This window comes from Chryseobacterium sp. TB1-D10, assembly GCF_059803555.1.
On the sequence record NZ_JAPFHB010000004.1, the window covers coordinates 236,310 to 262,689 of the forward strand.

Here is a 26,380-nt window from a genome sequence, read left to right on the forward strand (position 1 = left end):
GGAATCATTTTTGAATTGGTTCTGTAAATTATGATCTATGAAAAATCCATTCTTAAAAATAGCGGTTCCGATTTCATTAGGAATCTTGGGCATTTTGATTTTAAAATCCTGTTCAGTGGGAATTCCCGAGAAAGCGAATGCTGTCCAAAATTTCGATTCGGAAAAGTATCTGGGAAAATGGTACGAGATTGCAAGATTTGATTTTAAATTCGAAAAAAATATGAATCAGGTCACAGCAACCTATTCCAAAAATGAAGATGGAACTATCAAAGTTGACAACAAAGGTTACGATTACATAAAAAAAGAATGGAAGCAGAGCATTGGCGAAGCCAAATTCATAAATACAGAAAATGAAGCCAGACTGAAAGTTTCTTTTTTCAAACCTTTCTGGGCAGGATACAATGTGATCGATTTGGATCCAGATTACAAATATGCTTTGGTAGCAGGAAAAAATCTGGATTATCTTTGGATTCTCTCTCGTGAAAAAACCATTCCCGAAAATATCAAAACCCGATTTCTGAAGAAAGCAAAATATATAGGTTATGATACTTCTGAATTGATCTGGGTAGAACAGAATTAAAAGATACAAGGCAAAAGAAAAAAGAGTCAAGTGAAAAGAAGTACAAAACGTGAATTTAGCCCCGATTGCAGCGGCATCCTTTTTTTGCTTTGGCTTGAAAAAGGTGTTGGAGAAAAAAGATACAGCGGAAAGCGGGTTGGAAAAGTGAAAAGAAACTGAGAGGTATTGCTCCTAAAAATCATACTTCAGAATGTAGTTTTTTGCCTGAAAATTCACTAACTTTAGATTTGAAAAACGGAACACAAAACTAATTGATCTTATGGCATTTGTAGACTATTATAAAATTCTTGGGCTGGAGAAAAATGCATCTGCGGATGACATCAAAAAAGCTTATAGAAAACTTGCCCGGAAATATCATCCGGATATGAATCCCAACGATAAAGAATCTGAGAAAAAATTCAAGGAACTGAATGAAGCTAACGAAGTTCTGAGCAATCCGGAGAATCGCACCAAGTACGACAAATACGGCGAAAACTGGAAACACGGCGAAGAATATGAGCGTGCACAACAACAGCAAAGACAACAATATTCGGCAAATTCCGGAGGTGGATTTTCGGGAGCTGACTTTGGTGAAGGTGAAGATTTTTCGGATTTTTTCCAGTCGATGTTTGGCGGAGCTGGCGGCGGTTTTGGTAGAAATGCACGAGGAAGTGCGAACGGAAAATTCAAAGGTCAGGATGTTTCAGCTGAATTGAATCTTAATCTGAAAGACGCTGCACAGACACATCAGCAAACCTTTGACATTAATGGTAAAAAAGTAAGAATCACGATTCCGGCTGGTGTTTACGATGGTCAGCAAATCAAACTGAAAGGTCACGGAAATCCGGGAATGAACGGCGGTCCGAACGGTGATCTTTATATTACTTTTAATATCTCTGAGGATAAAGATTTTAAACGTGACGGCGATAATTTGAGAACTTCAGTTGAAATCGACCTCTACACAGCGGTTTTGGGTGGCGATGCGAACATTGAAACGCTGGACGGTTCTGTAAAACTGAAAGTGAAACCAGAAACGCAAAACGGAACAACAGTCAGACTAAAAGGCAAAGGTTTTCCTGTTTATAAAAAAGAAGATGAGTTTGGAGATTTATATGTGACTTACAACGTAAAAATCCCAGCAAACCTGACTGACAAGCAAAAAGAACTATTCCAACAACTTCAAAATTCCTAAAGATGAGCGAGAGAATATCCATTAAAGAAATCATCGAGATCTATAAAATTGATGACCATTTTCTGAACGAATTGATAGCTTCGGAACTGCTGCATCCTGAAACGGAAAATAGCATCCAGTATATTATTTATGAAGAATTGCCTCACTTGGAAAGATTTACCAACTGGCATTATGATTTGGAAATCAATCTTCCGGGAATCGAAATCATTCATAAACTTCTGAATCAAATGGAAGATTTGAGAACTGAAAACAGACGATTGTCAAAAATCTCGCAAGACCTTACAAATTGGGAAGATGCGGAATTCTAAACGGTCCACTGGTTATTAGCAATTGCAATTAGATAATATTGATTTTCAACCTTTTCTAAAACCAAAATCAGACTATTCCAATCCATATAAGAATACTCCACTGTCCCGGCTAAGTAATTTTCCACAGTTACCGCGTTGGGATATTTTTCTTTGATGTTGTTCAGGCTATTTCCTTTGCCTTCAAAATTTTCATAATTAATTTTAGCCTTCGTGAAATCCTTTTTAAAAGTCCAATTTTTCAAATAATCTTTTAGTGAGATAATGTAAATCGCACCGGAACCATCTTTGTGACCAAAGGTGAATTTTTCTTCAGAATCAATATACTTTTCAAATTCTGGTTTTGAAAAACTTTTATCTGCATCCGAGATGAAACTGTACATAGAAAACCGAAGTCCTTTTTCTGGATGAATGTAAGCTGCAAGTTTATTAAACTCGTTATTTTTCAAAAGGTTTAGAATTTCATTATTGAGACTGACAACCGCTTTTTCCTCTGAATTCTTATTTTCAGCAGAAAGTTTTGTTTTAGGTTTTGGGATAATTGCGTTATTCGGATCCACTTTATTACATCCAATTAAAGCAATGATGAATATTAATGCAATGATTTTCATAATTAATTTTTATCAAAAGAATTGCCCTAAAGATACAATCAAAATTTAATCTTCGTAAATTTGGGTATGGAATTATACGATGTTCTTATTGTTGGCGGCGGTCCAATCGGCTTAGCAAGCGCTCTGGAAGCGAAGAAAAATAATTTGAAATATATCATTATAGAGAAAGGAACTGTGGCAAACAGCCTCTACAACTATCCTTTGTATATGACTTTTTTCTCGTCGGCTGACCGTTTGGAGATTGATGAAATCCCTTTTATCACAACCAAACCAAAACCCGGAAGACAGGATGCCTTGGAATATTATCAGGGAATTGCGCGTCAAAAAGAACTCAACATAAGACCTTACGAGAAAGTTCTGAAGATTGAGAAATCTACTTTTTTCCAGGTTGAAACAACCAAGCAAATCTACTTCGCCAAAAACGTCATTATTGCCACAGGTTTTTACGATATTCCAAATATGATGGATATTCCTGGCGAAGATTTGCCTAAAGTAAAACATTATTACACAGAACCTTATCCTTACGCATTTCAAAATGTTGTCGTTATAGGCTCCAGCAATTCTTCAGTAGACGCGGCTTTGGAAATCTACAGAAAAGGTGGGAACGTGACAATGATTATCCGAAAAAACGAAATCTCAAAAAGCGTAAAATATTGGGTAAAACCTGACATAGAAAACCGAATCAAAGAAGGAAGCATCAAAGCATTCTTCGGAGCAGAACTGCTGGAAGTGAAAGAAAACACCGTCATCTTCCGAACTGAAACTGGCGAAATCAAAGAAATAGAAAATGATTTCGTCCTTGCAATGACAGGCTATTTACCTGATTTTGAATTTCTTAAAAACATTGGAATTGATCTGAAAGGCGATTGTCTTAATCCTGCATACAATCCTCAAACAATGGAAAGCAACATCGAAGGAATTTATCTCGCCGGCGTTGTTTGTGGTGGAAAGGACACACATCTTTGGTTTATCGAAAATTCCAGAATCCACGCAAAACAAATCATCAAAAATATTATTAATAAGCAATAAATGATTATTGATATTGATGATGAAATAATTATCAATTCCTTCCTAATAATCTTTTTTCTTTCCAAATGGTATTCTTTTTGTTTATATTCAGGCTGAAAAAAACACTTGTAGTCCCATGAAATTTAAAACCTTACTTCTTTTATTTATCGCTTCCACCTTATTTCTTGTCCAATGTAAAAAGGACGAAAATGTTCCTTCCGAGAAAAAAGACAACCCCATCACTGACATTTTGGGATCTGATGACAAGAAAGAGGAAGAGAAGAAACAAGACGAGAAACCAAAAGTGCCGGATGTTGTTATTCCCAGAAAAGATTTTGGATTTTTCCCTTGGGTTTACAAAAATACAGACTCCGTTTCACAAAAAAACAAAAAAGAATTTACAGGAAAAGCACTTTATACAATCCTTGCTCTCAATCGTCTGGACAGATCCAACATCGGAGCCGCAGACACATTGGTAGTTCCTGCAAAAATCGAAGATGATTTCCTGATATACTCTCCTTTTCCCGGCCATGTGACAAGTCTGGAAAATGTGAAAAAATTCGTGTTTTTCTCGTACCCGATTCAGGCTTACGGCGTCTATGAATACGGCAATATCGTAAAATGGGGACCAACAAGTATGGGTAAAAAAGCAACGAAAACCAAAACAGGTTTGATGTTCGCCAACTGGAAAAAAGAAGTCGCCATCTCCACAGTCAGCGATGAATGGAAACTACGTTGGAATGTCAACGTTGCCAATTTCGACGGCATTGGTTGGCACCAGTACGCAATGCCTGGTTATCCCGCTTCGCACTCTTGCCTTAGAATGCTGGAGGAAGATGCCAAATGGATGTACTCCTGGGTTGACACCTGGGTACTGAACAAAGGCGGCGTGAGCACCAGAGCCAAAGGAACACCACTGATTGTTTACGGTGATTATCCGTGGGGTAAAAGACGTCCTTGGAAAAAACTTCTGGATTCACCGGAAGCAAACAATATTTCCGAAGACGAAATGAACAAAATCATAGAACCTCATCTTGCAACGATTATGAAAGAGCAGGAAAACAGAGACATTGTCATCCAACAGGTTGAAGCAGAAAAAAAAGCAAAAGCAGATTCTTTGGCAGCCATCAGCAGCCAAAATCAACTTTCAGCAAACGTCAAGTAAGTTTTTTAGGAGCTATTTCCCGCTATCCGCTATATCTTTTTTGTCTTACGAATTTTTGTTATTAATTATAAATTTATCACAAAGACAAAAAGGATGCCGCTTCTATCGGGGCTATGGGATTGGTCTTCAATACAATATTTGTCATTCAATAAAACATAAACCCTTTCAAAGATGATTTGAAAGGGTTTATTATTATAAAAAGAATTTGCAATTTTTAAATGTTTCCTACCACGGTTTTTATTTGTGTGAATTCCTTAATCGCATGCAGAGACAACTCAACGCCGTAGCCCGAGGATTTTGCACCACCAAAAGGAAGTCTTGCGTCGGAACTTGTAGATTTGTTGATGGAAACCGTTCCAGATTCCAGATTTTCAATAAAGAACTGCGCTCGTTTTTTATCTTTCGTCCAGACAGAATTTCCTAAACCAAACGGAATATCATTTGCCAATTTCAAAATTTCCTCATCATCTTTTCCAACCATCAGCATTGCCAAAGGACCGAATAATTCCTCCTGAAGAATCGGATTGCCTTCTTTCACCAATATGATTCCCGGGCGAAACTCGCTTTCCGAAATACGTTCCAAGGCTAAAACAACTTCTGCCCCGTTTTTAAGTGCTTTTTTATATTGACTTTCCAATTCGTCTGCCAAATCCGGTCTTGCCATTTTGCTGAGCTTTGTTTCCATTTTGAAAGGGTCAGCCGGCTGATAAGAATTATATTCTTCTATAAATTTCGGAACAAAATCTTTCTCTACTTTATAATGAACGATGAAACGTTTTGCGGCATTACAAACCTGACCTGTATTTTGAAGTTTTCCGCTTGGTGCTTCTATAGCAGCCTTTTCCACATCCGCATCGTCTAGTACAATATAAGCATCACTTCCGCCCAATTCCAAAACAGATTTTTTGATGTTTTTTCCCGCCAAAGCTGCGACGTTGGCTCCTGCTTTTTCACTTCCTGTCAGACTTACGCCTCTCACGAAAGGATTTTCAAGAATTTCTTCGATTTCTTCGTGACCAATTCTGAGATTCTGGAAAATGTAATTGGGAAAACCTGCATCTTTGAAGACTTTTTCGATCGCTTCACCGCTTTCGAAGCAGATGGAAGCGTGTTTGAGCAAGATCACATTTCCTGCAAGAATTGCAGGAACCGCAAATCTTAGGACTTGCCAGAACGGAAAATTCCAAGGCATCACACCAAGAATAATTCCCAACGCATCGTAATGAACTTCAGAAACATCAAATTCGGTTTTTATTTTTTCTGGCTTCAGAACGTTTTCCGCGTTTGCATAATATCTGATCATTCCTGCACTTTTTTCGATTTCCGCAATAGATTGAGAAATTGGTTTGTGCATTTCTGTCGTGATGAGTTTTGCGAATTTGTCTTTGTCTTTTTCCAGAACTTCAGCAAGTTTTAAAAGTAATTTTTGTCTTTCTGTGAAAGGTATTTTTTTCCATTCTAAGAAAGTTTTCTGTGCTGAGTTTATGTTGTTTTTAAGATTCATTTTGAATTATTTTTTGTCTTTTTAGATTACAGTAATTATACTATTACCGGATTGCTAAATGTACAAAGTTGCGAATAAACCGAAAGCTAAATTTTATGCTTTTTATAAATTTTACTGTTAATTTTTATAAATAATTAAATTGGACTTTTAAAAGAATACTTCGATTATGCTCAGCGTGACATTATTAAAATGTGTAATTTTTGGTTTAGACTTTGTGAATTGAAAAACCGTCATTGAAACAGCGAATCATTGCAGCCCGACTTGAACGGAGCTCATTTTTTTGTGGCCGGAAAAGCAAAGGCTAAAAAATAGCGGGAGTGGAAGGCGGATAAAGCTGCCCAAATTCTATCTTTTCTTATTAGTCCTGAAAAGCAAAACCGAATTCAGAAAGATCAGCAGCAAATCCAGAGTTACCCAAATGCTTAGTTTGATGTTTTCGTATTTCAGTTCTTCTACCTTTTCTGTAGCTATGGCAGAGAGTTTCAGACTGTGGTTGATGTAATTGCGGACCTCGATGATTTTGTCTTCGTTTTTGTTCGGAACGGCGACTTGTGAAAAATAAACGAGATTTCCTTTCCCGATGTAACCAACAACCCAAAACTCGTCGGATTTCTGCATATTAAGATACTCAATCCTGAAATATTCCGGACGAATCTGACCTACGTGTTTGGAACTGAACTTTTGATTTTCCGGAACCTGATCCTGAATTCTGATGATATAAAAATCAACAGGCTGAGGTAAATAATTGATGACCTGGATTGCCAAAGAATTTTCCAAAAACTGTGAAACACTCTTTTCAACGAACCAAAAAGTGAAGTAAGCGGTCGCTGAAATGGTAATAATTGTGCGGAGAAGTTTGTTCCAAAAATTCCATTTTTCTCCACGGACAGCCGAAAGAAAAATAGCAAACACGAGTAAAATGAAAAATAGAAATATGATCATCTTAGCAAAGATAACGGTTTCTCTTTAATTAAAAAGTAACATTCCACTCTTTGTAAAACTGATCCAGAAACTGAAGCATAAACTGGTGCCTTTGCTCAGCGATTTCTTTCGCCGTTTTTGTATTGAGAAGATCTTTCAGCAACAAGAGTTTCTCGTAAAAATGATTGATCGTAGTTCCGTTTGACTTCTTATAATCTTCCTTGGATTGATTGAGTTTTGGCTGGATGTCCGGATGGTACATCAGGTTATTTTTGTAACCTCCAAAGTTGAAAGTTCTTGCAATCCCGATGGCGCCGATTGCGTCTAATCTGTCTGCATCCTGAACGATTTTGAGTTCCAAAGGAAGCTCTTTTGGCGCATCGTTTCTATTTTTGAATGACATATTTTCTATGATGAAAATGACTTTATCAATGGTTTCGCCATCTACTTTTTGTCCCGTGAGAAATTCGGTTACGATTTTTGTCGCTACGGTTTCGTCTCCGTTGTGGAATTTTGGATCGGCAATATCGTGCAGCAATGCAGCTAATTCGATAACTAATTTGTCGCCGCCCTCTTTTTCCTGAATATGCAAACTTAGCTTCCAGACGCGTTCTATGTGAAACCAGTCGTGACCGGATTCTGTGCCTTCAAGTTTTTCTTTTACTAATTCTATTGTTTTATTGATTAATTCCATAATTTTTTAAAATGCGAAGTATGCAAGGTTTTATTATTAATATTCTGACTTCGGGCCTACAACTTCCAGCTCTTTATGAACTATATTCCAAAGATTCTTGTTATAACTTCTGAAAAAATTGATGTGTCCGATTTCATTCTTTTCAGATTCGGAAGTTTTTATTAATCTGTAAGTCGGTTTCATATTCGGATACGTATTTTCAAGAAGCGACCGCACACCTTTTTCTGTAAGCCAGGGATCATCTTCCGCTCTGATAACGAAAACTTTTTGCGTCAGGTTTTTGGAAAAATCCTGTACTTTTTCAAGCAATTTATTCGTTGACTTTTTATTAAGGATCAAAACCCGCCAATCGAATGCACTTCCAGACGGCAAAGTTTCTCCCAAACCAAACCAATTTCCAGGGAAATATCCTAAAAGCACCGTCAATAATGGCTGTACAATTCCAAAACCAAGATAGGCTTCTACCTTTGTTTTGAACTTCAGATTTCCGACGTACGCATTTTGAGTTCCGACGAAGATAAATTCTTCAAACATCTCAGAATCTTTGTTCATTCCTAAAATCAAGGCACCCAGTGAATGACCGAGACAAAATTTCTGATGATCCTGAAAATTGGTTTTAATATAATCTGTAACGGCTTAATAATCCTTAGTTCCCCAAATCCTCATTGAAGCATTAAATCCTTTCATCTTTTCAGGCTTTGAAAGTCCAATTCCTCTGTAATCATAAGTGACAACGGAAAAACCCTGATCAGCAAAAAACTGTGCGAATGAGAAATAAACCTGCTGTTTGACACCAGTTGCAGAATTAATCAATAATAATTTATTTACAGAATTTTTTGGCTCAAAAATATGGGCAGACAAAATGCAATTGTCCTCGGTTACAACATCGATACTTTTCATGAAAAGCGATTAGATTTCAGTAAAAGTAAAAAAAATTGTCCTGCTAATTTGAGATATTAATATGCGTGGGATATAAGTTCTTTCATCTCTTCCAAAAACGGCAAGCCCTTCTGGGAACCTCTGTAATCGGCAGCTTTCAATGAAACTTCATTCCCGAATTTAACACAATCCTCGATAGAATTTCCATGCAGCAAAGCAATAGAAAACCCTGATGTAAAAGCGTCTCCCAATCCCATACTGTGGGCTTCTGTACTTGGGTTTTTCCGAAAATATTTCATTTCGGAACCGTCAAAGTAGCTTGTACTGTTGGCACCGTCCCTCACGAATAATTTATTCGGAAGATGCATCATAATTTCATCGTGATTGCCTTCGCCAAAAATGGTTTCCAAATCTGTGCTTTTTGCAACTATGAAACTTGCATAATCAATCACCTGGTCCGAAAGTCTGCTGGCAGGAGCGGCATAGATTCCGATTTTCTTATTCAGTTTTTTTGCTTTTTTGAAAAGATACTCTACGGTTTGCAAAGGAATTTCTAGCTGAGTGAGAATCAAATCGGCATTACTGATATATTTCTCAGCCTCATCAATATCAGCTGGCGCAAGATTATAATTAGCAGCCGGAACTACTGTGATTGCGTTCCCTTCATCAGAAGCTGTAACGTATGCAGTTCCTGTATCTTGATTTTCATCTTCTACAACGTAAGTTACGTTCACTTCTTCATCGTCCAGATTCCTTAGAACCTGCTGTCCGTAAGGATCCATCCCTACGCGGCTTATCAGAGAAGTCTGTGCTCCCAGACGAGAAGTGGCGATGGCCTGATTGGCACCCTTCCCGCCCAAAAAACTTTTCAAATTCTCGGCAAGAACGGTGTTATTGGCTGTGGGAATTTTGGAGGTTTTGAGAACCAGATCTATAGAAGAACTTCCTACAACTACTATTTGCGGTTTTGTATTACTTAGTTTCATTTGTTAACATTCAATGTTTTCAAAGGTCAAATGAAATCGATAATTGTGATTTCAGTACAGGCTAAAGTAATAATTTAATCCATTCCAATTTCTATAAATTCCGAAATTAATTTAACTGGCTGATTTTCTTTGGAATACCCAATATATGTTGCATAAAATCCTTCGCCATAGCCGGTTTCGAAAGCTGCAATGTTTTCCTTTTTACAATCGTACGGTTTCAAGATGGAAAACTGATCGATTGCTCCGTTTTCGTCAAAAAAATGGGAATGGAAAAACTCTTCATAAATTCCTAAAAAGTCAGCTCCTTTTTTATGAAAAAGTTCTTTCTCCAATTGGTTGAGAAGATTCTGAGCATCTTTGTCCATAAAGCTCCCCATACCGGATTCTACAAGATAGCCGTAGATTTCTTCGTCTTTCAAATCTTTGAGGTTTTGATTATCGCACAGAGCCAGTTTCCAATTTTCAGCTATATTATTTTTATCAAAAACAATCTCAGCATAAGCGATACAGTTGGATTCTCTTTCTTTATGAAGTAGAATCGGAAAATCGCCTTTCGGAAATTCCTGATTGAATGCAGAATGGTCCGGCGAAATCAAAGGATCGCTAGCCACGATGAAACCGGAAGAAATATGAATTTCTCCAGCATCATACGTTTCCAAAAGCGGGTTTTCTACAAAATTTTTGGAGAATAATTTTTTTATGTTTTCGATGTGTGTCATTTGTTGATAGATGTTTGATGATGGAAGATGGATGTTTCGGAAAACTGTAAAAACCTCCCACATCTGGCTTCCAACAGCCTACAATGTTTTTAGTTTTTCTTCTAAAAGAACAATTTTATCCTGAGCGTCTTTTTGCTTTTTACGTTCGATTTCTACAACTTCTGGTTTTGCGTTGGCTACAAATTTCTCATTTGAAAGCTTTTTGTCAACAGAGATTAAGAAACCTTTCAGATATTTAATTTCTTCTTCGGTTTTGATTTTCTCTTCACCAAGGTCAAGATTTTCACTCAAAGGAATTGAGAATTCATTAGAACCAACCAAGAATGTGAAACTTGGTTTATCCGTTTTCTGACCAAAATTAATTTCTGAAATGTTTGATAATTTCTGAATTACCTCAGCATCTTTCAATTCTGTTGCATTTGTGAAAACTTCCACAGATTCTCTTGGCGAGATTCCTTTTGACTGACGGTAATTTCTAACGCCGGAAATCACTTCTTTAGCAAAATCAAAATCTTTTATCGTCTGCTCATTATAACTTTCAGATTTTTTCTGTTGAGTAATGATCAAAGCTTCATCAATTTTTCTGTCCGAAATCGATTGCCAAAGTTCCTCCGATAAGAAAGGCATAAATGGATGCAACAATTTCATTAATTCTTCAAAATAAGCAATCGTTTTTTGGTAAACTTCTTCACTGATTGCTTCCCCGAAATTCGGTTTTACAGCTTCCAGATACCATGAACAGAAATCATCCCAGATGAGTTTATAAACCAAATGCAAGCCGTCCGAAATCCTGAATTTCGAGAATTGATCTTCAATCTCGCCAACCGTTTTATTCAATTGCTCTCCGAACCATTCAATTGTTTGTAGGTCGTGGTTTTGCGCTTTAATAGATTCGTCACGTTTCCAACCTTGAATTAATTTGTAAGCATTCCAGATTTTAGTTGCGAAATTCCGTCCCTGCAACATCAGATCTTCATCAAACAAAAGATCGTTTCCTGCAGCAGAACTCAACAAACTTCCTACACGAACGCCGTCTGCACCATATTTTTCGATCAAATCAATTGGATCTGGTGAGTTTCCAAGTTGCTTGGACATTTTTCGTCTTTGCTTATCTCTTACAATTCCTGTAAAATAAACATTTTTGAAAGGTACTTCCTTGCGATATTCCAATCCAGCCATAATCATTCTGGCAACCCAGAAGAAAATAATATCCGGACCTGTTACCAAATCCGCAGTTGGATAATAATAGTTGATGTCCTTATTTTCCGGATCTAAAATTCCTTCAAAAACAGACATTGGCCACAACCAAGATGAGAACCAAGTATCAAGTGCGTCTTCATCTTGTTTTAAGTTGTCGGTTGTCAGTTGTTGGTTATTGGTTTTTTCTTTTGCTAAAACCAAAGCATCTTCGATATTTTCAGCAACTACAAAATCATTTTCGCCGGTTCCATAATAGAAAGCCGGAATCTGCTGTCCCCACCAAAGCTGACGAGAAATGTTCCAATCGTGGACATTCTCCATCCAATGGCGATAGGTATTTTTGAATTTCTCAGGATGGAATTTAATTTTATCATCCATCACAACATCCAAAGCAGGTTTTGCCAGTTCGGACATTTTCAGGAACCATTGAACAGAGATTTTAGGTTCAATAACTGCACCGGTTCTTTCTGAAGTTCCAACCTTATTAACATAATCTTCCGCTTTTAGAAGAAGGTCATTTTTTTCTAATTCTTTTGCAATTTCTTTTCTTACCGTGAATCTTCCCATTCCCTGATAATGCATTCCGTGTTCGTTAAGAACGGCGTCATTATCCATAGAATCTATGATTGGCAAATTATGTCTTTGCCCGATTTCGTAATCATTAATATCGTGAGCCGGTGTAATTTTCAGTGCTCCGGTTCCGAATTCGATATCAACATAATCATCCTCGATAATTGGAACTACTCTGTTTACGATTGGAACAATTACGTTTTTGCCTTTTAAATGAGAATATCTCTCGTCATTTGGATTTACACAAACCGCTACATCACCAAAAATAGTTTCAGGGCGCGTGGTTGCAACAGTTAAGAAATCTTCTGAACCTTCGATTTTATATTTTAAATAGAATAATTTTCCATTTTGCTCTTTGAAAATCACCTCTTCATCAGAAATATTGGTTTGAGCTTCCGGATCCCAATTGATAACTTTGTAGCCACGATAAATCAATCCTTTGTTATAAAGGTCGACAAAAACCTTGATCACAGATTTGGAAAGATTCTCCTCCATCGTAAATCTCGTTCTATCCCAATCGCAAGAACAACCTAATTTTTTCAGCTGTTCCAAGATTGTTCCTCCGTATTTTTCTTTCCACTCCCAGGCGTGTTTTAGGAATTCTTCTCTGGTGATATCTTTTTTGTTGATACCTTCAGCCTTCAATTTCGCTACAACTTTCGCTTCTGTTGCGATGGACGCGTGATCCGTTCCCGGAACCCAACAAGCGTTGAAGCCTTGCATTCTTGCTCTTCTGACCAATACATCCTGAATGGTGTTGTTCAACATATGACCCATATGGAGAATTCCCGTTACATTTGGTGGCGGAATTACAATTGTGTAAGGAGGTCTGTCGTCTGGTGTAGAATGAAAAAATTTGTTTTCTAACCAGAAGTCGTACCATTTTTGCTCAGTTTCCTGCGGATTATATTTGTCTGCGATTTGCATTTTGAAATTGATTTTAACTTAATAAGTTGCAAAAATAAGATAATGTAAAAAAATTAACATCACATATTTAAATTATTTATAACTTTGTTCTTTAAAATTTAATTCATTAAAACAAAAAAATATGAAAAAGATTCTTGCAGGATTATTTATGACTGGAGCTTTGGCTTTTGCATCCGCACAAACAATCTCATTTGACAAAACAACTTTTGATTACGGAAATGTAAAAGCTGGGGCAGACGGTCACAGATTTTTCACAGTTAAAAATACAGGAGACAAACCTCTAATCATCAGTGAAGTAAAACCTTCTTGCGGATGTACAACACCTGAATGGAGCAAAGATCCAATCTTACCTGGAAAAACAGCTCAAATCAAAGTTGGATATAACACAGGAATTAAAGGTGCTTTTAATAAATTGATTGAAGTTTATTCTAATGATCCGGCAAATAACAGATCTGTTCTTTACATCAAAGGAAATGTAGAAGATATTGCTGGAGCAACTGCTGCTGCACCTCAAGAAGCTAAACTGGTTGCTGCACCTGCAGAAAAGTTCACTGCAAAAGCTGCACCTGCAAAAGCTGCTAAAAAAATGGCTACAAAAGCAGAAGCTGCTAAATAATAAAAATTTACACATTTATATAAAAACCGTCTTGTTTTTCGAAACGACACGGTTTTTTTATCTTTACATTAAATCAACATTCTCATGGACTACAATTTTTCAGACGACTTTTTGATTAAAGAAAACTCAAAATTCGAGATCAAAAAACATAATACCAGATACGAAGGCAAAATCAATAAAGATGAAGCAAAACAGCTTTTGGAAATCGAAAAAGAAAAGCTTCATCTGCTTCAGGAGAAATTATATGCAGACGGAAGTCAGTCTTTATTAATCATTCTTCAGGCGATGGATGCAGCGGGAAAAGACAGTTTGATAGAGCACGTTTTCAGCGGTGTGAATCCACAGGGCTGCGAGGTGACCAGCTTCAAAACACCAGGCTCCAAAGACTATTCCCACGATTTTATCTGGAGGCATTATTTGGCGTTGCCTGAGAAAGGTAAAATCGGTATTTTCAACCGTTCGCATTACGAAAGTGTCTTGGTTTGCAAAGTACATCCCGAATATAACCTCAGCGAAAAAACATGGCAAGATGTCGAGCAATTTGATGACAAATTCTGGGAAAACAGATACGAAAGCATTCGGAATTTTGAGAAACATCTGGCAAATAACGGAACCAAAATTATCAAGATTTTTCTGAACGTTTCCAAAGAAGAACAAAAAGAAAGATTTCTCGACAGAATCGCAGAAGACGACAAAAACTGGAAATTTTCTGCTGCAGATATTACCGAAAGAGGATTTTGGGAAGATTACCAAAAGGCTTACGAACAAGCCATAAAAGAAACTTCCACAGATTCTGCGCCTTGGTTTGTGATCCCGGCAGATCAGAAATGGTTTTCCAGAGTTGCTGCGATTCAGATTATTATTGATAAACTGGAAGAAATGGATCTTCAATTTCCTGAACTTTCCGGGAAAGAAAAAAAATCTCTGTCTGAATCTAAAGTAAAATTGGAAAATGAAAAATAATTTTTCATCATCAATAAAGTTTACGGAAAACCTTAATTTTATAAGTAAAAGTTATTTTATTATTGTTAAAAATAACTAAGCATTAAAATGGAAATCATTTATTTATTTTTAGGATTAATTATTGGCGCAATATTAATTTTCGTTGTAATGAAAGCAACCTCTGTCAGCAAGAAAATTTTTGATGAAGCGAATGAAAAATTAATTCGGTTGCAGGAAAACGAACTTAATTATCAAGAGAAAATCGAGGAATTAAGGCTTTCAAATAATAATTTGACGAACGATATTTCTTCTATTCAAAAAAGTAAAGAAGAACTGCTATTTACCAATGCTGAATTAACTGCTGATTTCAAAAATCTTCATGAAAACCTTAATCATCAAAAAGAAGAATTCCTGAAACTTCAGGAAACGACTCGTTTGCAATTTGAGAAAACAGCAAATCAAATCCTGGAAGAAAAGTCTGAAAAGTTTTCTCAACTCAACCAAAATCAGTTGAAATTAATATTAGAACCTTTTCAGGAAAAGATCAATGAGCTGAAAAATACAGTGAACGAAACTTACGACAAAGAATCCAAAGAACGTTTCTCTCTCGGCGAAAAAGTACGTGAACTGAAAGACCTCAATCAACAGATTTCTGAAGATGCAAAAAAGCTGACTCGTGCTTTGAAAGGCGAAAGCAAAACGCAGGGAAACTGGGGTGAAATGATTTTGGAAAGTATTCTTGAAAAATCTGGTCTTAGAAAAAATCAGGAATATTTTATGGAGCACGAACTCCGGGACGAAAATAACAAGGCGATTTTCTCTGAATTTTCCGGTAAAAAAATGCGTCCTGACGCCGTCGTGAAATATCCGGACAATAGAAATGTGATCATCGACAGCAAAGTGTCCCTCACTGCTTTTGTGGAAATGACAGACGAAACTGATCCTGAAATTTTTGTGATCAAACAGAATCAACATTTGCAATCTGTCAAGAATCACATTTTGCAATTGAGCCAAAAAGCATACGATGATTTTGATAAATCTTTGGATTTCGTTATGATGTTTGTTCCGAGTGAAGCCGCCTATATGACAGCTTTGCAAATAGGCCCTAATCTTTGGAATTTTGCTTACGACAAGAGGATTTTATTACTGAGCCCAACCAATCTGATTACCTCTTTGAAACTGATTCAGGATCTTTGGAAACGTGAACATCAAAACCGAAATGCGATGGAAATTGCTGACAGAGGTGCAAAATTGTACGATAAATTTGTAGGTTTTGTAGATAATCTGGAACGCATTGGGAAGAATATTGATCAGGCTAAAAATTCTTACAATGATGCCTTCAAACAATTGAGTTCCGGAAATGATAACCTGATTACCCAGACGCAGAAGTTGAAAAGCCTTGGGATTAAGAATAAAAAAAATCTTCCTCAAGGTTTGATTGAGGAAGATTGATTTTTTTTCAGATTTGTTGTTTTTTAATGTCTGATTTTACAGGCCGCTACTAGGGAGCTTTGCTATCTTACATCTATTCTTTATTAACAGGTCGCCACTCTGTGGGTTTCTTTCATAAGATATAAAATATTGAACAAATCAATATCTGGATGACAAAACCCATAGCCCCGATAGTAGCGGCATCCTTTTTTTGTTTTTTGCTGAAAATTTGTTTTGATGACAAAACTGGATAAAACAAAAAAAAGATATATCGGATAGCGGGATTAAGCTCCTAAAAAATCACCTATTTAAAAGTTTTGCTACTTCTGGTGCTGCATACGTGAAAATCATATCTGCACCGGCTCTTTTGATGGAAGTCAGGCTTTCTATGAGAACTTTGTCGTTGTCCAGCCAGCCATTTTGAGCGGCCGCTTTCAGCATCGCATATTCTCCACTTACCTGATAAACGGCAATGGGCTGCGTGATGAGTTCTCGGATCTTGGAAACAATGTCCAGATAAGGCATTCCGGGTTTTATCATAATGATATCGGCGCCTTCTTCTACGTCTTTTAAAGCTTCGTCTATGGCTTCTCGGGAATTGTGGAAATCCATTTGATAGGTTTTTTTATCAGCAGGAATTTCTGCGTTATCTACTGGCGCACTGTCCAAAGCACTTCTGAATGGACCATAAAAAGCACTTGCATATTTAGCGGCGTAGGACAAAATCCCAACATCTGTGAATCCGTTTTCTTCCAGACCTTGGCGCATTGCCAGAACTCTACCATCCATCATATCGCTTGGTGCTAAAATGTCAGCGCCTGCTTCTGCGTGGGAAATTCCCATTTTCACAAGCGCGTCCACTGTAGAATCATTATCAATTTTTCCATTTTTGATGATGCCGTCGTGACCGTAAATTGAGTATGGATCCAAGGCAACATCCGGCATAATAATGATTCCGGGAACGGCATCTTTGATAGCTTTTATGGTATTCTGCATCAATCCATTATGATTCCAGGCTTCTTTTCCGGTATTATCCTTCAGGTTGTCAGAAACCTTCATATAAAGATTGATGGCTTTTATTCCGAGGTCATAATTTTCTTTTACCGTCTTGACTGTAAGATCCAAACTTTGGCGAAAAACGCCGGGCATAGAAGAAATGGCTTCTTTTTTGTTTGCTCCTTCTGTAACAAACATTGGCAGCACCAAATCGTTTGTTGTAAGGATAGTTTCACGGACAAGATTGCGTATAGAATCGTTGGTTCTGAGTCTTCTGTTTCTTGAGATCATCTTTAGAAAAAATATTTGTGCAAATTTAATTATACTTTTATTGTTAGACTATTGCATAATTAATTTATTTAAAATATATTTGTTGTACTTGTTATATAATAGACTTAAGCGAATGAAAAAACTTTTATTCTTTATCATATTTACGGTAGTATCACTAGGATTTTCGGGAGAAATGAAAGCACAGACTGCACGTACAATTGCTAACCAGAGAACTGATGATGGTGTTTTGGTAGCTTACCCTAATCCAACTAAGGATGTTTTGTTGCTTAAATCAAAGGATACTTCTGTTAAAATAAAAACGGTAACATTCTTCTCAATTTTGGGAGCTCAAGTTGCTGAATATAATATCAACAGTAATAATGCAGAGTTGAGACTAGACAAACTACGTCCCGGAAAATATCTGATGAGGTATACTTTGGATGACAATACTCAGAAAATTACACAGATCATCAAACAGTAGATAATTTGATTTATAACATACAATGCCGGTTGATAGCCGGCATTTTTTATTGAATTAATTCTGTAAATTTGCTCTAACCTAGAAAGCTAAACTAATGAGAAAATCTGTACTTCTTCTCTTCTTGATTGTTGCTCAGTCTCTTAATTCACAATTCAGAAATTCACTTTACGATGAAAATCAGATCAATTTGTCTTTGAGAGGCGGATTGGATTTTCCATCTTATGATAACCAAACAAAATTTATCGATTACAAACCCAACTTAAATCTAGGAATTTCTGCGGATTATTATTTCAGTTGGATTGGGTTGGGAATAGATGCCGATTACCTTTCTAACAAGCCAAAAAGTTCTTATCCTAATGAGAATCTGTATTTAGGAACCATAAAACTATCTGATCCTGCATTAAGTGAAAATAAAATCCAGCGTTACTTCTTCGGAATTGGACCAAATTTCCGATGGGTTATTAATGATGATATGGGATTGATCCTTAAACTAAAAGGCGGAATAGCTAATATCAAAGGTGGAGAAACATCATTAATTTCAAATAATGGTACTACCAATTACAATCTTAATTTTCACAATGGCTATGATGAGAAAAATGTTTTTTCCGGCAAAGGTCAATTAGAGTTCAATTGGTTTTTCTCTGAGAATATCGGACTGAATGTTGGCGGTTATTATCTACAGCATTTTAAAACGAAAGACGTTGTACAAAACGGAAATACTAATGGATACATTCCTTTTACCACAAATGACGACCAAAATATAATCTCTCCGGCAAATACTGAAATAAGAACATCTGCTTTGGATCACGAGATCCATTCGGTTGGATTTTTTGCAGGTCTTACTTTCAGATTTTCCTCAAAAGACTCGAGTCCGAATTATGGCTTGTCTGTGGTTGCAAGAGATAAAGAAACAGGACTGATCTTGCCAGACACTTTTGTAGAACTTTATAAAAACGGTAAGCGGGTTTCATTTACTAAAACAAATTCTCAGGGTGTTGCTTTTTTTAAAAATATAAAACCAGAGAATTACGAAATCAAAGGAAGTCTTTATAATATTAATCTTATTCCGTCAAAAGCCAACAAGACTGAATTTGTAAAAAACTCGATGCTGAAAAAAGAAATTTCGACAGAAGCAGAAACATTCTTCGTGAAAGGACAAGTCAATATCTGTAATTCCAAAAACCCTTTGAGAGATGTAACGGTTGTCATCAAAAATAATGAGACAGACGTCTATCACGAAATAAAAACAAATATTGAAGGGAAATTCTACTTCAAAGCAGACAAAAATACAACTTATAACATCTATGGTAAAAAAGGAAATTACTTCTCCCAAACCGAAACTGTAACTTCTAAAAATGTAGACAGAAGCAACACACTTTTCCTAAATCTTCAGGTGTGTATGGAGGAAACGACCTGTGGAAAACCAATTAACCTAAAGAACATACACTACGATCTTGATAAATATTTTATCCGTGAAGATGCAAAAGCTGAGCTGAATAAAATGGTTCAGTTTATGAAAGATAATCCTAATGTAAAGGTAGAACTGGCTTCGCACACAGACTCGCGCGCTTCGGATGATTACAACAAAACTTTGTCCCAAAATAGGGCGAACGCCGCTGTGGATTATTTGGTTTCGAAAGGAGTATTAAAATCAAGACTTACACCAATTGGATACGGCGAAACTCAGTTACTAAACAAATGCAACAACGATGTAGATTGCACGGAAACCCAACATCAGATCAACAGACGGACGGAGATGAAGGTCATCTGTCTTTAATAAAGAAAAACTTTTTGTAAATAAAAAATCCCAGAACAGTACCCAAAGTATTCAGGATAACGTCATCAATATCTGCCATCCCCTTTTTAAAATAAAACTGAGAAAACTCAATGATATTGATGAGAATAAAAAAAGTGAATATCAATAATGTAAACTTATTAAGCTGAGGATAAAGAATCCCTAAAAATCCATAAGGGATAAAAAGGATAATGTTTCCAAATACATTTTTGAAAGCCTCCGTTTTGTCCCACAAAATAACTTTTGTTGAATATTCATTTATAGTTTCAAACGGCACTGTTTTTATTTCAAAAAGTATGGTTGGAGAATCACGGAAGGTTGCAAAAAAAAGGAGATACAACATCCAAACGGTATATATATTGATAAGTGCAGGGTAAACCCGGTAAAGCAGTTTCGTCATCAAATAGAAGAATAGATAATTAATAATAATTTGAAGTAAAAATATTCAAAATAATGCACACACACAAAGTAAAAGCCTTCGGAACAGACGCTCCAGAGAATGATTTGGAACTAATGACCATCGAAAGAAGAGAGATCCAACCAAAAGATGTAGAAATCGACATCTTATATTGCGGCGTTTGCCACTCAGATCTTCACACGGCAAGGAATGATTGGGGCGGATCTGTTTACCCTGCAGTTCCCGGCCACGAGATCGTCGGGAGAATTACCGGCGTTGGAAGTGAGGTTTCAAAATTCAAAGTTGGCGATCTGGCTGCGGTGGGCTGTATGGTTGACTCTTGCAGAACTTGCAGCAGCTGTGCTCAGGATCTTGAACAATTCTGTGAAAACGGATTTACCGGAACTTACAACGGAAAAGATAAATATATCGAAAATCAAAGAACATATGGTGGTTACTCGGAATCTGTGGTTGTAGATGAGCATTTTGTTTTGAGAGTTCCGGAAAACTTAGACTTGGCTGCAGTTGCACCACTTCTTTGTGCTGGGATCACGACCTGGTCACCTTTGAAACATTGGAATGTAAATGAAAACTCCAAAGTTGCAGTTGTAGGTCTTGGCGGATTAGGACACATGGCCATTAAATTGGCAAAAGGTCTTGGTGCGCACGTTTCACTATTCTCAAGAAGCGAAGGAAAAACTGATGATGCGAAGAAATTAGGTGCTGATCAGGTTATTATTTCAACTGATGAAGATGAGATGAAAGCTGCTCTGAATAAGTTCGATCTGATTATTGACACTGTTCCTTACGAGCACGACATCAACCCTTATATGCAGACATTGGCTGTAAACGGAACTTTAGTTTTGGTAGGATTTATTGGCGAATTTGAGAATGATTTTGTAAGTACCAAGCCTATGATCTACAAAAGACGTTCTGTTGCAGGATCATTGATTGGCGGCATCAAAGAAACTCAGGAAATGCTTGATTTCTGTGGTAAAAAGAATATCGTTTCTGACATCGAAATTATCAAGATGCAAGACATCAATGAAGCGTATGAAAGAATGCTGAAGAGCGATGTGAAGTACAGATTCGTGATCGATATGAAGAGTTTGAAAGATTAAACCTCTTAGGCAAAAGTTTTAGAAGACTTTAATTAAATTAAAAAAGGGAAACGCAGATTTGTGTTTCCCTTTTTTTTTGATGGTAGTGTGAGATTAAGTTTAGATAAGAATAACTTCATTTTATAAAAACTCTTGTGAGTTTCATTTAAAAGACACGTGTGTTTTCATCAAAACTCTCGTGTCTTTTTATCAAAACTCTCGTGTCTTTTATAGTACCTCTGTAACAGTCCTATCCATAGGGCTTGCAGGAGGTCATTTTTTGATTAATATCAATCTAAAAACTTACCTGAGAAATAATGGTTTTAGGGTAGATCTATATTATTTTCCATCTGTTTTTTTAAACAAAAAATCCCGATTCTTATTCAGAACCGGGATCATGTATGTTAAGAAAAAATCTTAAGCTTGTACGTTGTTACCTCCAACTACGAAAGGCTCCAATTCTTTGATTTCTCCGAATTGCTGCTCATAGTTAGTGATGTTTTGCTGAAGTGCAGCCAAAACTCTCTTTGCGTGAAGTGGTGCAAGAATTATTCTTGAACGCACGTTCGCCTGCTGTACACCTGGCATCAACTGGATGAAATCCAATACGAATTCTGATGGAGAATGGTTTACTAAAGCTAAGTTTACATATACTCCAGCTGCGATCACCTCGTTAAGTTGGATATTGATGTTGTTTGGATCTTGATTTTGGTTGTTGTCCATTTTGGTTTTGTTATTTTTTATTTAAAATTTGAGGTTGTGAAAATATAAAAAATAATTCCAAACCTCAAATTTCATTTGATTAATTTTAGTTGATGTCTTCGAATTCTTTTCTGGAACCAACGATCACATTTTGGTAATCTTTAAGACCTGTACCTGCAGGTATTCTGTGTCCTACAATTACATTTTCTTTAAGACCTGTCAGGAAGTCGATTTTACCAGACACTGCTGCTTCGTTTAGAACCTTAGTCGTTTCCTGGAACGATGCTGCAGACATAAATGATTTGGTTTGAAGTGCCGCTCTTGTAATACCTTGTAGTACAGAAGTTGCAGTTGCAGGTAATGCTTCTCTTACTTCTACCAAAGCCTGATCCTCACGTCTCAGTTTCGAATTCTCATCTCTAAGTTCTCTGGCTGTGATCATCTGCCCTGGTTTGAAGACTTTAGAATCTCCGGCTTCTATTACTACTTTAAGACCAAATACTCTGTTGTTCTCTTGCAAGAAGTCGTATTTGTGCTCCAAAGCACCTTCCAGGAACTGAGTATCTCCTCCATCCACAATCGATACTTTTGTCATCATCTGACGAACAATAATTTCGAAGTGTTTGTCATCGATTTTTACCCCTTGAAGACGGTAAACCTCCTGAATTTCATTAACCAAATATTCCTGAACCGCAGTTGGACCTTTGATTTTCAAGATATCGTCTGGTGTTACAGAACCGTCGGAAAGTGCGCCTCCTGCGTACACGAAGTCATTTTCCTGAACTAAGATCTGGTTGGATAATTTAACCAAATATTTCTTGATCTCTCCAGTTTTAGCCTCCACGATAAGCTCACGGTTACCTCTTTTTATTTTACCATAAGAAACTACACCATCAATCTCCGTAACAACCGCTGGGTTGGAAGGATTTCTAGCTTCGAATAACTCGGTAACTCTCGGAAGACCTCCGGTGATATCCCCTGCTTTCGCAGATTTTCTTGGGATCTTGATTAAGACCTTACCAGCCTTGATTTTCTCACCATCGTTTACCATAATGTGGGCTCCAACCGGTAAGTTGTAACCTTTTTGCTCTACACCTTTTGAGTCAACAACTTTCAAGGTAGGAACGGCTTTTTTATTTCTGGATTCAGAGATTACTTTCTCTTCGAAACCTGTCTGCTCATCAATTTCCAATACGAAAGAAACCCCTTGGATGATATCTTCATACTCAACCTTACCAGAGTTCTCTGCAATGATTACCGCGTTATAAGCATCCCACTTCGCAATCATATCTCCTTTTTTCACTTTATCCCCTGGCTGTACAAACAACTCGGATCCATAAGGAACGTTGGCGATCATAATCGGTGTTCTAGCTTCGTTGTCTGCTACCAAACGGAATTCAGTTGAACGGGAAACAACGATATCTGCTGATTCTCCATTTTCACCTTCCGATTTAATAGTTCTAACCTCATCCATTTCAACAATACCATCACGTTTTGCAACGATGCTTGGATTTTCTGAAATGTTATTTGAAACCCCACCTTGGTGGAAAGTTCTCAATGTCAACTGAGTTCCCGGCTCACCAATAGACTGTGCAGCGATTACACCAACAGCTTCTCCCATGTGGATGCCTTTACCTGTTGCAAGGTTACGACCGTAACATTTTGCACAGATACCTTTCTTAGCCTCACAAGTCAATGGAGAACGAACTTCGACAGCTTCGATTCCAGCTTCCTCGATTTGCTTAGCAACCGCTTCAACGATCAACTCGTCAGCTTGTGCCAAAACTTCATCCGTTTCCGGGTGATAGATATTATGAAGAGAAACTCTACCAAGAATTCTCTCAGCGATTTTTTCTACGATATCATCGTTTTTCTTAAGTGCAGTAATTTCTGTACCTCTAAGCGTTCCACAGTCTTGTTCTGTAATGATAACATCCTGTGCAACATCCACCAATCTTCTGGTCAAGTAACCAGCATCGGCAGTTTTAAGAGCGGTATCCGCAAGACCCTTACGAGCACCGTGGGTAGAGATAAAGTATTCCAAAATCGACAAACCTTCTTTAAAGTTTGCGAGAATCGGGTTTTCAATAATCTCAGCACCAACAGAACCTGCTTTTTGTGGTTTTGCCATCAATCCCCTCATACCAGATAACTGACGGATCTGTTCCTTAGAACCCCTCGCACCAGAATCAAGCATCATATATACAGAGTTGAATCCACCTTGATCTACTTTCATTCTGCTCATAATCATTTCGGTAAGGCTGGCGTTGGTATTAGTCCAAACGTCAATTACCTGATTATAACGCTCTGTATCTGTGATAAGACCCATGTTATAGTTGGCCTTGATCTCATCTACAGTTTCGATAGAAGTAGCGATCATTTTCTTTTTCTCAACCGGGATCACGATATCTCCAAGACTAAATGAAAGTCCACCTTTGAATGCGTTTGCATATCCAAGATCTTTCATATCATCCAGGAACTTCACGGTAGTTGGGAAATCCGTATCTGCCAATACCTGACCAATTACATTTCTAAGAGATTTCTTAGTCAATAATTCATCGATATAACCAGATTCTTTCGGTACGATTTGGTTGAATAAAATTCTACCAACTGTCGTAGGGAATAACTTAGTTGTAATGACACCATTCTCTTTGATTGGAAGACGACATCTTACTTTTGCATTAAGAGAAACCTGTCCCTCAGCATAAGCGATCTCTACTTCTTCCGGAGAATAGAAAGCAAGACCTTCGCCTTTTACTTTCATTGTATCGGTAGAATCCAATTGTTTGGTCATAAAATACAGACCCAAAACCATATCCTGAGATGGTACCGTGATAGGAGAACCATTTGCAGGGTTGAGGATATTCTGAGAACCCAACATCAATAGTTGTGCTTCCAAAATAGCTTCCGGACCTAGAGGTAAATGTACCGCCATCTGATCCCCATCGAAATCGGCGTTGAAAGCCGTCGTTACCAATGGGTGAAGTTGGATTGCTTTACCTTCGATCATCTTCGGCTGGAATGCCTGGATACCAAGTCTGTGCAAGGTAGGTGCTCTGTTCAATAGTACAGGGTGACCTTTCATTACACCTTCCAGAATATCATAAACTACAGGCTCTTTTCTGTCGATGATTCTTTTAGCTGATTTTACAGTTTTTACAATTCCTCTCTCAATCAGTTTTCTGATGATGAATGGTTTGTAAAGCTCTGCAGCCATATCTTTCGGAATACCACACTCGTGAAGTTGAAGACTAGGTCCTACAACAATTACCGAACGCGCGGAGTAATCTACCCTCTTACCAAGTAAGTTCTGACGGAAACGACCTTGTTTACCTTTCAATGAGTCAGAAAGGGATTTCAATGGTCTGTTTGATTCAGATTTTACTGCAGAAGATTTTCTTGTATTATCGAATAATGAATCTACAGATTCCTGAAGCATACGCTTCTCATTTCTCAAAATCACTTCCGGAGCCTTGATCTCCAATAGTCTTTTCAGACGGTTGTTTCTGATGATTACTCTTCTGTAAAGATCATTCAAATCAGAAGTTGCGAAACGTCCTCCATCCAATGGAACCAATGGTCTCAATTCCGGTGGTATAACAGGAAGCACACGCATAATCATCCACTCAGGCTTGTTGATCATTCTTGTATTAGCACCTCTAAGAGCTTCTACAACATTTAATCTTTTAAGAGCCTCAGTTCTTCTTTGTTTAGAAGATTCGTTGTGCGCTTTGTGTCTTAGATCGAATGATAAAGAATCAAGGTCGATTCTCTTCAACAATTCTTCAACCGCTTCTGCTCCCATTTTCGCAAGGAATTTGTTCGGATCAGAATCATCAAGATATTGATTTTCTACTGGAAGCGTTTCCAAAACGTCCAGATATTCTTCTTCTGTAAGGAATTCTTTGTCATCAAAGTCAGAACCGTCTGCTTTCTTAGCAATACCTTGCTGGATCACGACATATCTTTCGTAATAGATGATCATATCCAATTTCTTGGAAGGAATACCTAGTAAATAACCGATTTTGTTTGGTAAAGAACGGAAATACCAGATGTGCGCTACAGGAACAACCAGACCGATGTGTCCGATTCTTTCTCTACGTACTTTTTTCTCTGTTACTTCTACCCCACATCTATCACAAACGATTCCTTTGTAACGGATACGTTTGTATTTTCCACAAGCACACTCGTAATCCTTTACAGGACCAAAGATCTTCTCGCAGAACAATCCATCTCTTTCCGGCTTGTGTGTACGATAGTTAATCGTTTCTGGTTTTAAGACCTCTCCTCTCGATTCCTGAAGAATGGATTCCGGTGAAGCTAAACCAATAGTGATTTTAGTAAATCTACTTGTTTTATTTTTATTTGACATTTTTTATTTTGATTAAAAGATTAAAAGATTGAAAGATT

23 protein-coding genes and 1 pseudogene are annotated in these 26,380 nt (G+C 37.3%); 12 read left to right on the forward strand and 12 right to left on the reverse strand.

The genetic code is table 11. The features are described from left to right. The first annotated feature begins 37 nt into the window (after nucleotides 1-37). The 4 genes from OPU68_RS07615 to OPU68_RS07630 all read left to right on the forward strand — a co-directional run bounded on the left by OPU68_RS07615 (nucleotide 38) and on the right by OPU68_RS07630 (nucleotide 2,059). A complete protein-coding gene (locus OPU68_RS07615; RefSeq protein ID WP_498473429.1) occupies nucleotides 38-580 on the forward strand; it encodes a lipocalin family protein in 543 nt (180 codons plus the stop codon). Between the two features lie 30 nt (nucleotides 581-610). Beyond that, nucleotides 611-739 (forward strand): hypothetical protein, encoded by a 129-nt coding sequence (locus tag OPU68_RS07620; RefSeq protein ID WP_498473430.1) that lies wholly within the window; start codon nucleotides 611-613, stop codon nucleotides 737-739. Between the two features lie 100 nt (nucleotides 740-839). Beyond that, nucleotides 840-1,751, forward strand: a complete 912-nt coding sequence (locus tag OPU68_RS07625; RefSeq protein ID WP_498473431.1) for a DnaJ C-terminal domain-containing protein — start codon at nucleotides 840-842, stop codon at nucleotides 1,749-1,751. A 2-nt stretch (nucleotides 1,752-1,753) separates the two neighbouring features. Further along, complete coding sequence (locus OPU68_RS07630) at nucleotides 1,754-2,059, forward strand: chaperone modulator CbpM (protein WP_498473432.1); 306 nt, start codon at nucleotides 1,754-1,756, stop codon at nucleotides 2,057-2,059. On the opposite strand, the gene OPU68_RS07635 is transcribed toward OPU68_RS07630, so the two are convergent. Continuing rightward, on the reverse strand, nucleotides 2,056-2,667 hold the full coding sequence (locus tag OPU68_RS07635; RefSeq protein ID WP_498473433.1) for a hypothetical protein: 612 nt from the start codon (nucleotides 2,665-2,667) through the stop codon (nucleotides 2,056-2,058). The genes OPU68_RS07630 and OPU68_RS07635 overlap by 4 nt on opposite strands. Before the next feature lie 66 nt (nucleotides 2,668-2,733). Here OPU68_RS07635 and OPU68_RS07640 point away from each other — a divergent pair, with 66 nt between their 5' ends. Both OPU68_RS07640 and OPU68_RS07645 read left to right on the forward strand, forming a co-directional pair. Then, the gene (locus OPU68_RS07640; RefSeq protein WP_498473434.1) at nucleotides 2,734-3,696 is read left to right on the forward strand and encodes a YpdA family putative bacillithiol disulfide reductase; all 963 of its coding nucleotides are present in this window, start codon (nucleotides 2,734-2,736) and stop codon (nucleotides 3,694-3,696) included. A gap of 115 nt (nucleotides 3,697-3,811) precedes the next feature. Continuing rightward, complete coding sequence (locus tag OPU68_RS07645; RefSeq protein ID WP_498473435.1) at nucleotides 3,812-4,840, forward strand: L,D-transpeptidase; 1,029 nt, start codon at nucleotides 3,812-3,814, stop codon at nucleotides 4,838-4,840. A gap of 214 nt (nucleotides 4,841-5,054) precedes the next feature. Here OPU68_RS07645 and OPU68_RS07650 read toward each other — a convergent pair whose 3' ends face one another. The 7 genes and pseudogenes from OPU68_RS07650 to OPU68_RS07680 all read right to left on the reverse strand — a co-directional run bounded on the left by OPU68_RS07650 (nucleotide 5,055) and on the right by OPU68_RS07680 (nucleotide 13,240). Continuing rightward, the gene (locus tag OPU68_RS07650; protein WP_498473436.1) at nucleotides 5,055-6,344 is read right to left on the reverse strand and encodes an aldehyde dehydrogenase family protein; all 1,290 of its coding nucleotides are present in this window, start codon (nucleotides 6,342-6,344) and stop codon (nucleotides 5,055-5,057) included. 345 nt (nucleotides 6,345-6,689) lie between these two features. Further along, the gene (locus tag OPU68_RS07655; protein ID WP_498473437.1) at nucleotides 6,690-7,286 is read right to left on the reverse strand and encodes a hypothetical protein; all 597 of its coding nucleotides are present in this window, start codon (nucleotides 7,284-7,286) and stop codon (nucleotides 6,690-6,692) included. A 28-nt stretch (nucleotides 7,287-7,314) separates the two neighbouring features. Continuing rightward, nucleotides 7,315-7,959, reverse strand: coding sequence for an HD domain-containing protein (locus OPU68_RS07660; RefSeq protein ID WP_498473438.1), 645 nt, complete (start codon nucleotides 7,957-7,959; stop codon nucleotides 7,315-7,317). Nucleotides 7,960-7,995: 36 nt separating this feature from the next. Further along, nucleotides 7,996-8,859: pseudogene (locus OPU68_RS07665) on the reverse strand (alpha/beta hydrolase family protein). A gap of 56 nt (nucleotides 8,860-8,915) precedes the next feature. Beyond that, on the reverse strand, nucleotides 8,916-9,824 hold the full coding sequence (locus OPU68_RS07670; RefSeq protein WP_498473439.1) for a PfkB family carbohydrate kinase: 909 nt from the start codon (nucleotides 9,822-9,824) through the stop codon (nucleotides 8,916-8,918). A gap of 74 nt (nucleotides 9,825-9,898) precedes the next feature. Continuing rightward, nucleotides 9,899-10,543: a DUF4241 domain-containing protein gene (locus tag OPU68_RS07675; RefSeq protein ID WP_498473440.1), complete on the reverse strand. Its 645-nt coding sequence runs from the start codon at nucleotides 10,541-10,543 to the stop codon at nucleotides 9,899-9,901. Nucleotides 10,544-10,621: 78 nt separating this feature from the next. Then, the gene (locus tag OPU68_RS07680; RefSeq protein WP_498473441.1) at nucleotides 10,622-13,240 is read right to left on the reverse strand and encodes a valine--tRNA ligase; all 2,619 of its coding nucleotides are present in this window, start codon (nucleotides 13,238-13,240) and stop codon (nucleotides 10,622-10,624) included. 121 nt (nucleotides 13,241-13,361) lie between these two features. On the opposite strand from OPU68_RS07680, the gene OPU68_RS07685 reads away from it, so the two are divergent. From OPU68_RS07685 to OPU68_RS07695, 3 genes are all read left to right on the forward strand, one after another. Then, on the forward strand, nucleotides 13,362-13,856 hold the full coding sequence (locus OPU68_RS07685; RefSeq protein ID WP_498473442.1) for a DUF1573 domain-containing protein: 495 nt from the start codon (nucleotides 13,362-13,364) through the stop codon (nucleotides 13,854-13,856). Between the two features lie 84 nt (nucleotides 13,857-13,940). Beyond that, nucleotides 13,941-14,819 carry a PPK2 family polyphosphate kinase gene (locus OPU68_RS07690; protein ID WP_498473443.1) on the forward strand — a complete coding sequence of 293 codons (879 nt, stop codon included), beginning with the start codon at nucleotides 13,941-13,943 and terminating at the stop codon, nucleotides 14,817-14,819. 87 nt (nucleotides 14,820-14,906) lie between these two features. Further along, nucleotides 14,907-16,250, forward strand: coding sequence for a DNA recombination protein RmuC (locus OPU68_RS07695; protein WP_498473444.1), 1,344 nt, complete (start codon nucleotides 14,907-14,909; stop codon nucleotides 16,248-16,250). A 279-nt stretch (nucleotides 16,251-16,529) separates the two neighbouring features. Here OPU68_RS07695 and hemB read toward each other — a convergent pair whose 3' ends face one another. After that, nucleotides 16,530-17,516, reverse strand: a complete 987-nt coding sequence (gene hemB, locus OPU68_RS07700; RefSeq protein WP_498473445.1) for a porphobilinogen synthase — start codon at nucleotides 17,514-17,516, stop codon at nucleotides 16,530-16,532. Between the two features lie 112 nt (nucleotides 17,517-17,628). On the opposite strand from hemB, the gene OPU68_RS07705 reads away from it, so the two are divergent. Together OPU68_RS07705 and OPU68_RS07710 are read left to right on the forward strand one after the other, a co-directional pair. Beyond that, nucleotides 17,629-17,976: a T9SS type A sorting domain-containing protein gene (locus OPU68_RS07705; RefSeq protein WP_498473446.1), complete on the forward strand. Its 348-nt coding sequence runs from the start codon at nucleotides 17,629-17,631 to the stop codon at nucleotides 17,974-17,976. A gap of 94 nt (nucleotides 17,977-18,070) precedes the next feature. Continuing rightward, complete coding sequence (locus OPU68_RS07710; RefSeq protein WP_498473447.1) at nucleotides 18,071-19,753, forward strand: OmpA family protein; 1,683 nt, start codon at nucleotides 18,071-18,073, stop codon at nucleotides 19,751-19,753. Here the strand turns inward: OPU68_RS07710 and OPU68_RS07715 are convergent. Next, complete coding sequence (locus OPU68_RS07715; protein ID WP_498473448.1) at nucleotides 19,740-20,171, reverse strand: VanZ family protein; 432 nt, start codon at nucleotides 20,169-20,171, stop codon at nucleotides 19,740-19,742. The two genes, OPU68_RS07710 and OPU68_RS07715, sit on opposite strands and share 14 nt — an antisense overlap. A 53-nt stretch (nucleotides 20,172-20,224) precedes the next feature. Here OPU68_RS07715 and OPU68_RS07720 point away from each other — a divergent pair, with 53 nt between their 5' ends. Then, a complete protein-coding gene (locus OPU68_RS07720; RefSeq protein WP_498473449.1) occupies nucleotides 20,225-21,289 on the forward strand; it encodes an NAD(P)-dependent alcohol dehydrogenase in 1,065 nt (354 codons plus the stop codon). Between the two features lie 396 nt (nucleotides 21,290-21,685). Here the strand turns inward: OPU68_RS07720 and OPU68_RS07725 are convergent, their stop codons facing one another. Together OPU68_RS07725 and rpoC are read right to left on the reverse strand one after the other, a co-directional pair. Continuing rightward, nucleotides 21,686-21,991: a DUF3467 domain-containing protein gene (locus OPU68_RS07725; protein ID WP_498473450.1), complete on the reverse strand. Its 306-nt coding sequence runs from the start codon at nucleotides 21,989-21,991 to the stop codon at nucleotides 21,686-21,688. Between the two features lie 85 nt (nucleotides 21,992-22,076). After that, nucleotides 22,077-26,342, reverse strand: a complete 4,266-nt coding sequence (rpoC, locus tag OPU68_RS07730) for a DNA-directed RNA polymerase subunit beta' (protein ID WP_498473451.1) — start codon at nucleotides 26,340-26,342, stop codon at nucleotides 22,077-22,079. Nucleotides 26,343-26,380: the final 38 nt, after the last annotated feature.

Excerpts from the sequence above, each read along its gene's own strand:
- OPU68_RS07660 (WP_498473438.1), bottom strand. The coding sequence starts at position 7,959 with ATGGAATTAATCAATAAAACAATAGAATTAGTAAAAGAAAAACTTGAA.
- OPU68_RS07640 (WP_498473434.1), top strand. The coding sequence starts at position 2,734 with ATGGAATTATACGATGTTCTTATTGTTGGCGGCGGTCCAATCGGCTTA.
- OPU68_RS07670 (WP_498473439.1), bottom strand. The coding sequence starts at position 9,824 with ATGAAACTAAGTAATACAAAACCGCAAATAGTAGTTGTAGGAAGTTCT.
- OPU68_RS07655 (WP_498473437.1), bottom strand. The coding sequence starts at position 7,286 with ATGATCATATTTCTATTTTTCATTTTACTCGTGTTTGCTATTTTTCTT.
- hemB (WP_498473445.1), bottom strand. The coding sequence starts at position 17,516 with ATGATCTCAAGAAACAGAAGACTCAGAACCAACGATTCTATACGCAAT.
- OPU68_RS07690 (WP_498473443.1), top strand. The coding sequence starts at position 13,941 with ATGGACTACAATTTTTCAGACGACTTTTTGATTAAAGAAAACTCAAAA.
- OPU68_RS07650 (WP_498473436.1), bottom strand. The coding sequence starts at position 6,344 with ATGAATCTTAAAAACAACATAAACTCAGCACAGAAAACTTTCTTAGAA.
- OPU68_RS07685 (WP_498473442.1), top strand. The coding sequence starts at position 13,362 with ATGAAAAAGATTCTTGCAGGATTATTTATGACTGGAGCTTTGGCTTTT.
- OPU68_RS07680 (WP_498473441.1), bottom strand. The coding sequence starts at position 13,240 with ATGCAAATCGCAGACAAATATAATCCGCAGGAAACTGAGCAAAAATGG.
- OPU68_RS07675 (WP_498473440.1), bottom strand. The coding sequence starts at position 10,543 with ATGACACACATCGAAAACATAAAAAAATTATTCTCCAAAAATTTTGTA.
- OPU68_RS07715 (WP_498473448.1), bottom strand. The coding sequence starts at position 20,171 with ATGACGAAACTGCTTTACCGGGTTTACCCTGCACTTATCAATATATAT.
- OPU68_RS07630 (WP_498473432.1), top strand. The coding sequence starts at position 1,754 with ATGAGCGAGAGAATATCCATTAAAGAAATCATCGAGATCTATAAAATT.
- OPU68_RS07720 (WP_498473449.1), top strand. The coding sequence starts at position 20,225 with ATGCACACACACAAAGTAAAAGCCTTCGGAACAGACGCTCCAGAGAAT.
- OPU68_RS07705 (WP_498473446.1), top strand. The coding sequence starts at position 17,629 with ATGAAAAAACTTTTATTCTTTATCATATTTACGGTAGTATCACTAGGA.
- OPU68_RS07635 (WP_498473433.1), bottom strand. The coding sequence starts at position 2,667 with ATGAAAATCATTGCATTAATATTCATCATTGCTTTAATTGGATGTAAT.
- OPU68_RS07625 (WP_498473431.1), top strand. The coding sequence starts at position 840 with ATGGCATTTGTAGACTATTATAAAATTCTTGGGCTGGAGAAAAATGCA.
- OPU68_RS07615 (WP_498473429.1), top strand. The coding sequence starts at position 38 with ATGAAAAATCCATTCTTAAAAATAGCGGTTCCGATTTCATTAGGAATC.
- OPU68_RS07645 (WP_498473435.1), top strand. The coding sequence starts at position 3,812 with ATGAAATTTAAAACCTTACTTCTTTTATTTATCGCTTCCACCTTATTT.
- rpoC (WP_498473451.1), bottom strand. The coding sequence starts at position 26,342 with ATGTCAAATAAAAATAAAACAAGTAGATTTACTAAAATCACTATTGGT.
- OPU68_RS07710 (WP_498473447.1), top strand. The coding sequence starts at position 18,071 with ATGAGAAAATCTGTACTTCTTCTCTTCTTGATTGTTGCTCAGTCTCTT.
- OPU68_RS07725 (WP_498473450.1), bottom strand. The coding sequence starts at position 21,991 with ATGGACAACAACCAAAATCAAGATCCAAACAACATCAATATCCAACTT.
- OPU68_RS07695 (WP_498473444.1), top strand. The coding sequence starts at position 14,907 with ATGGAAATCATTTATTTATTTTTAGGATTAATTATTGGCGCAATATTA.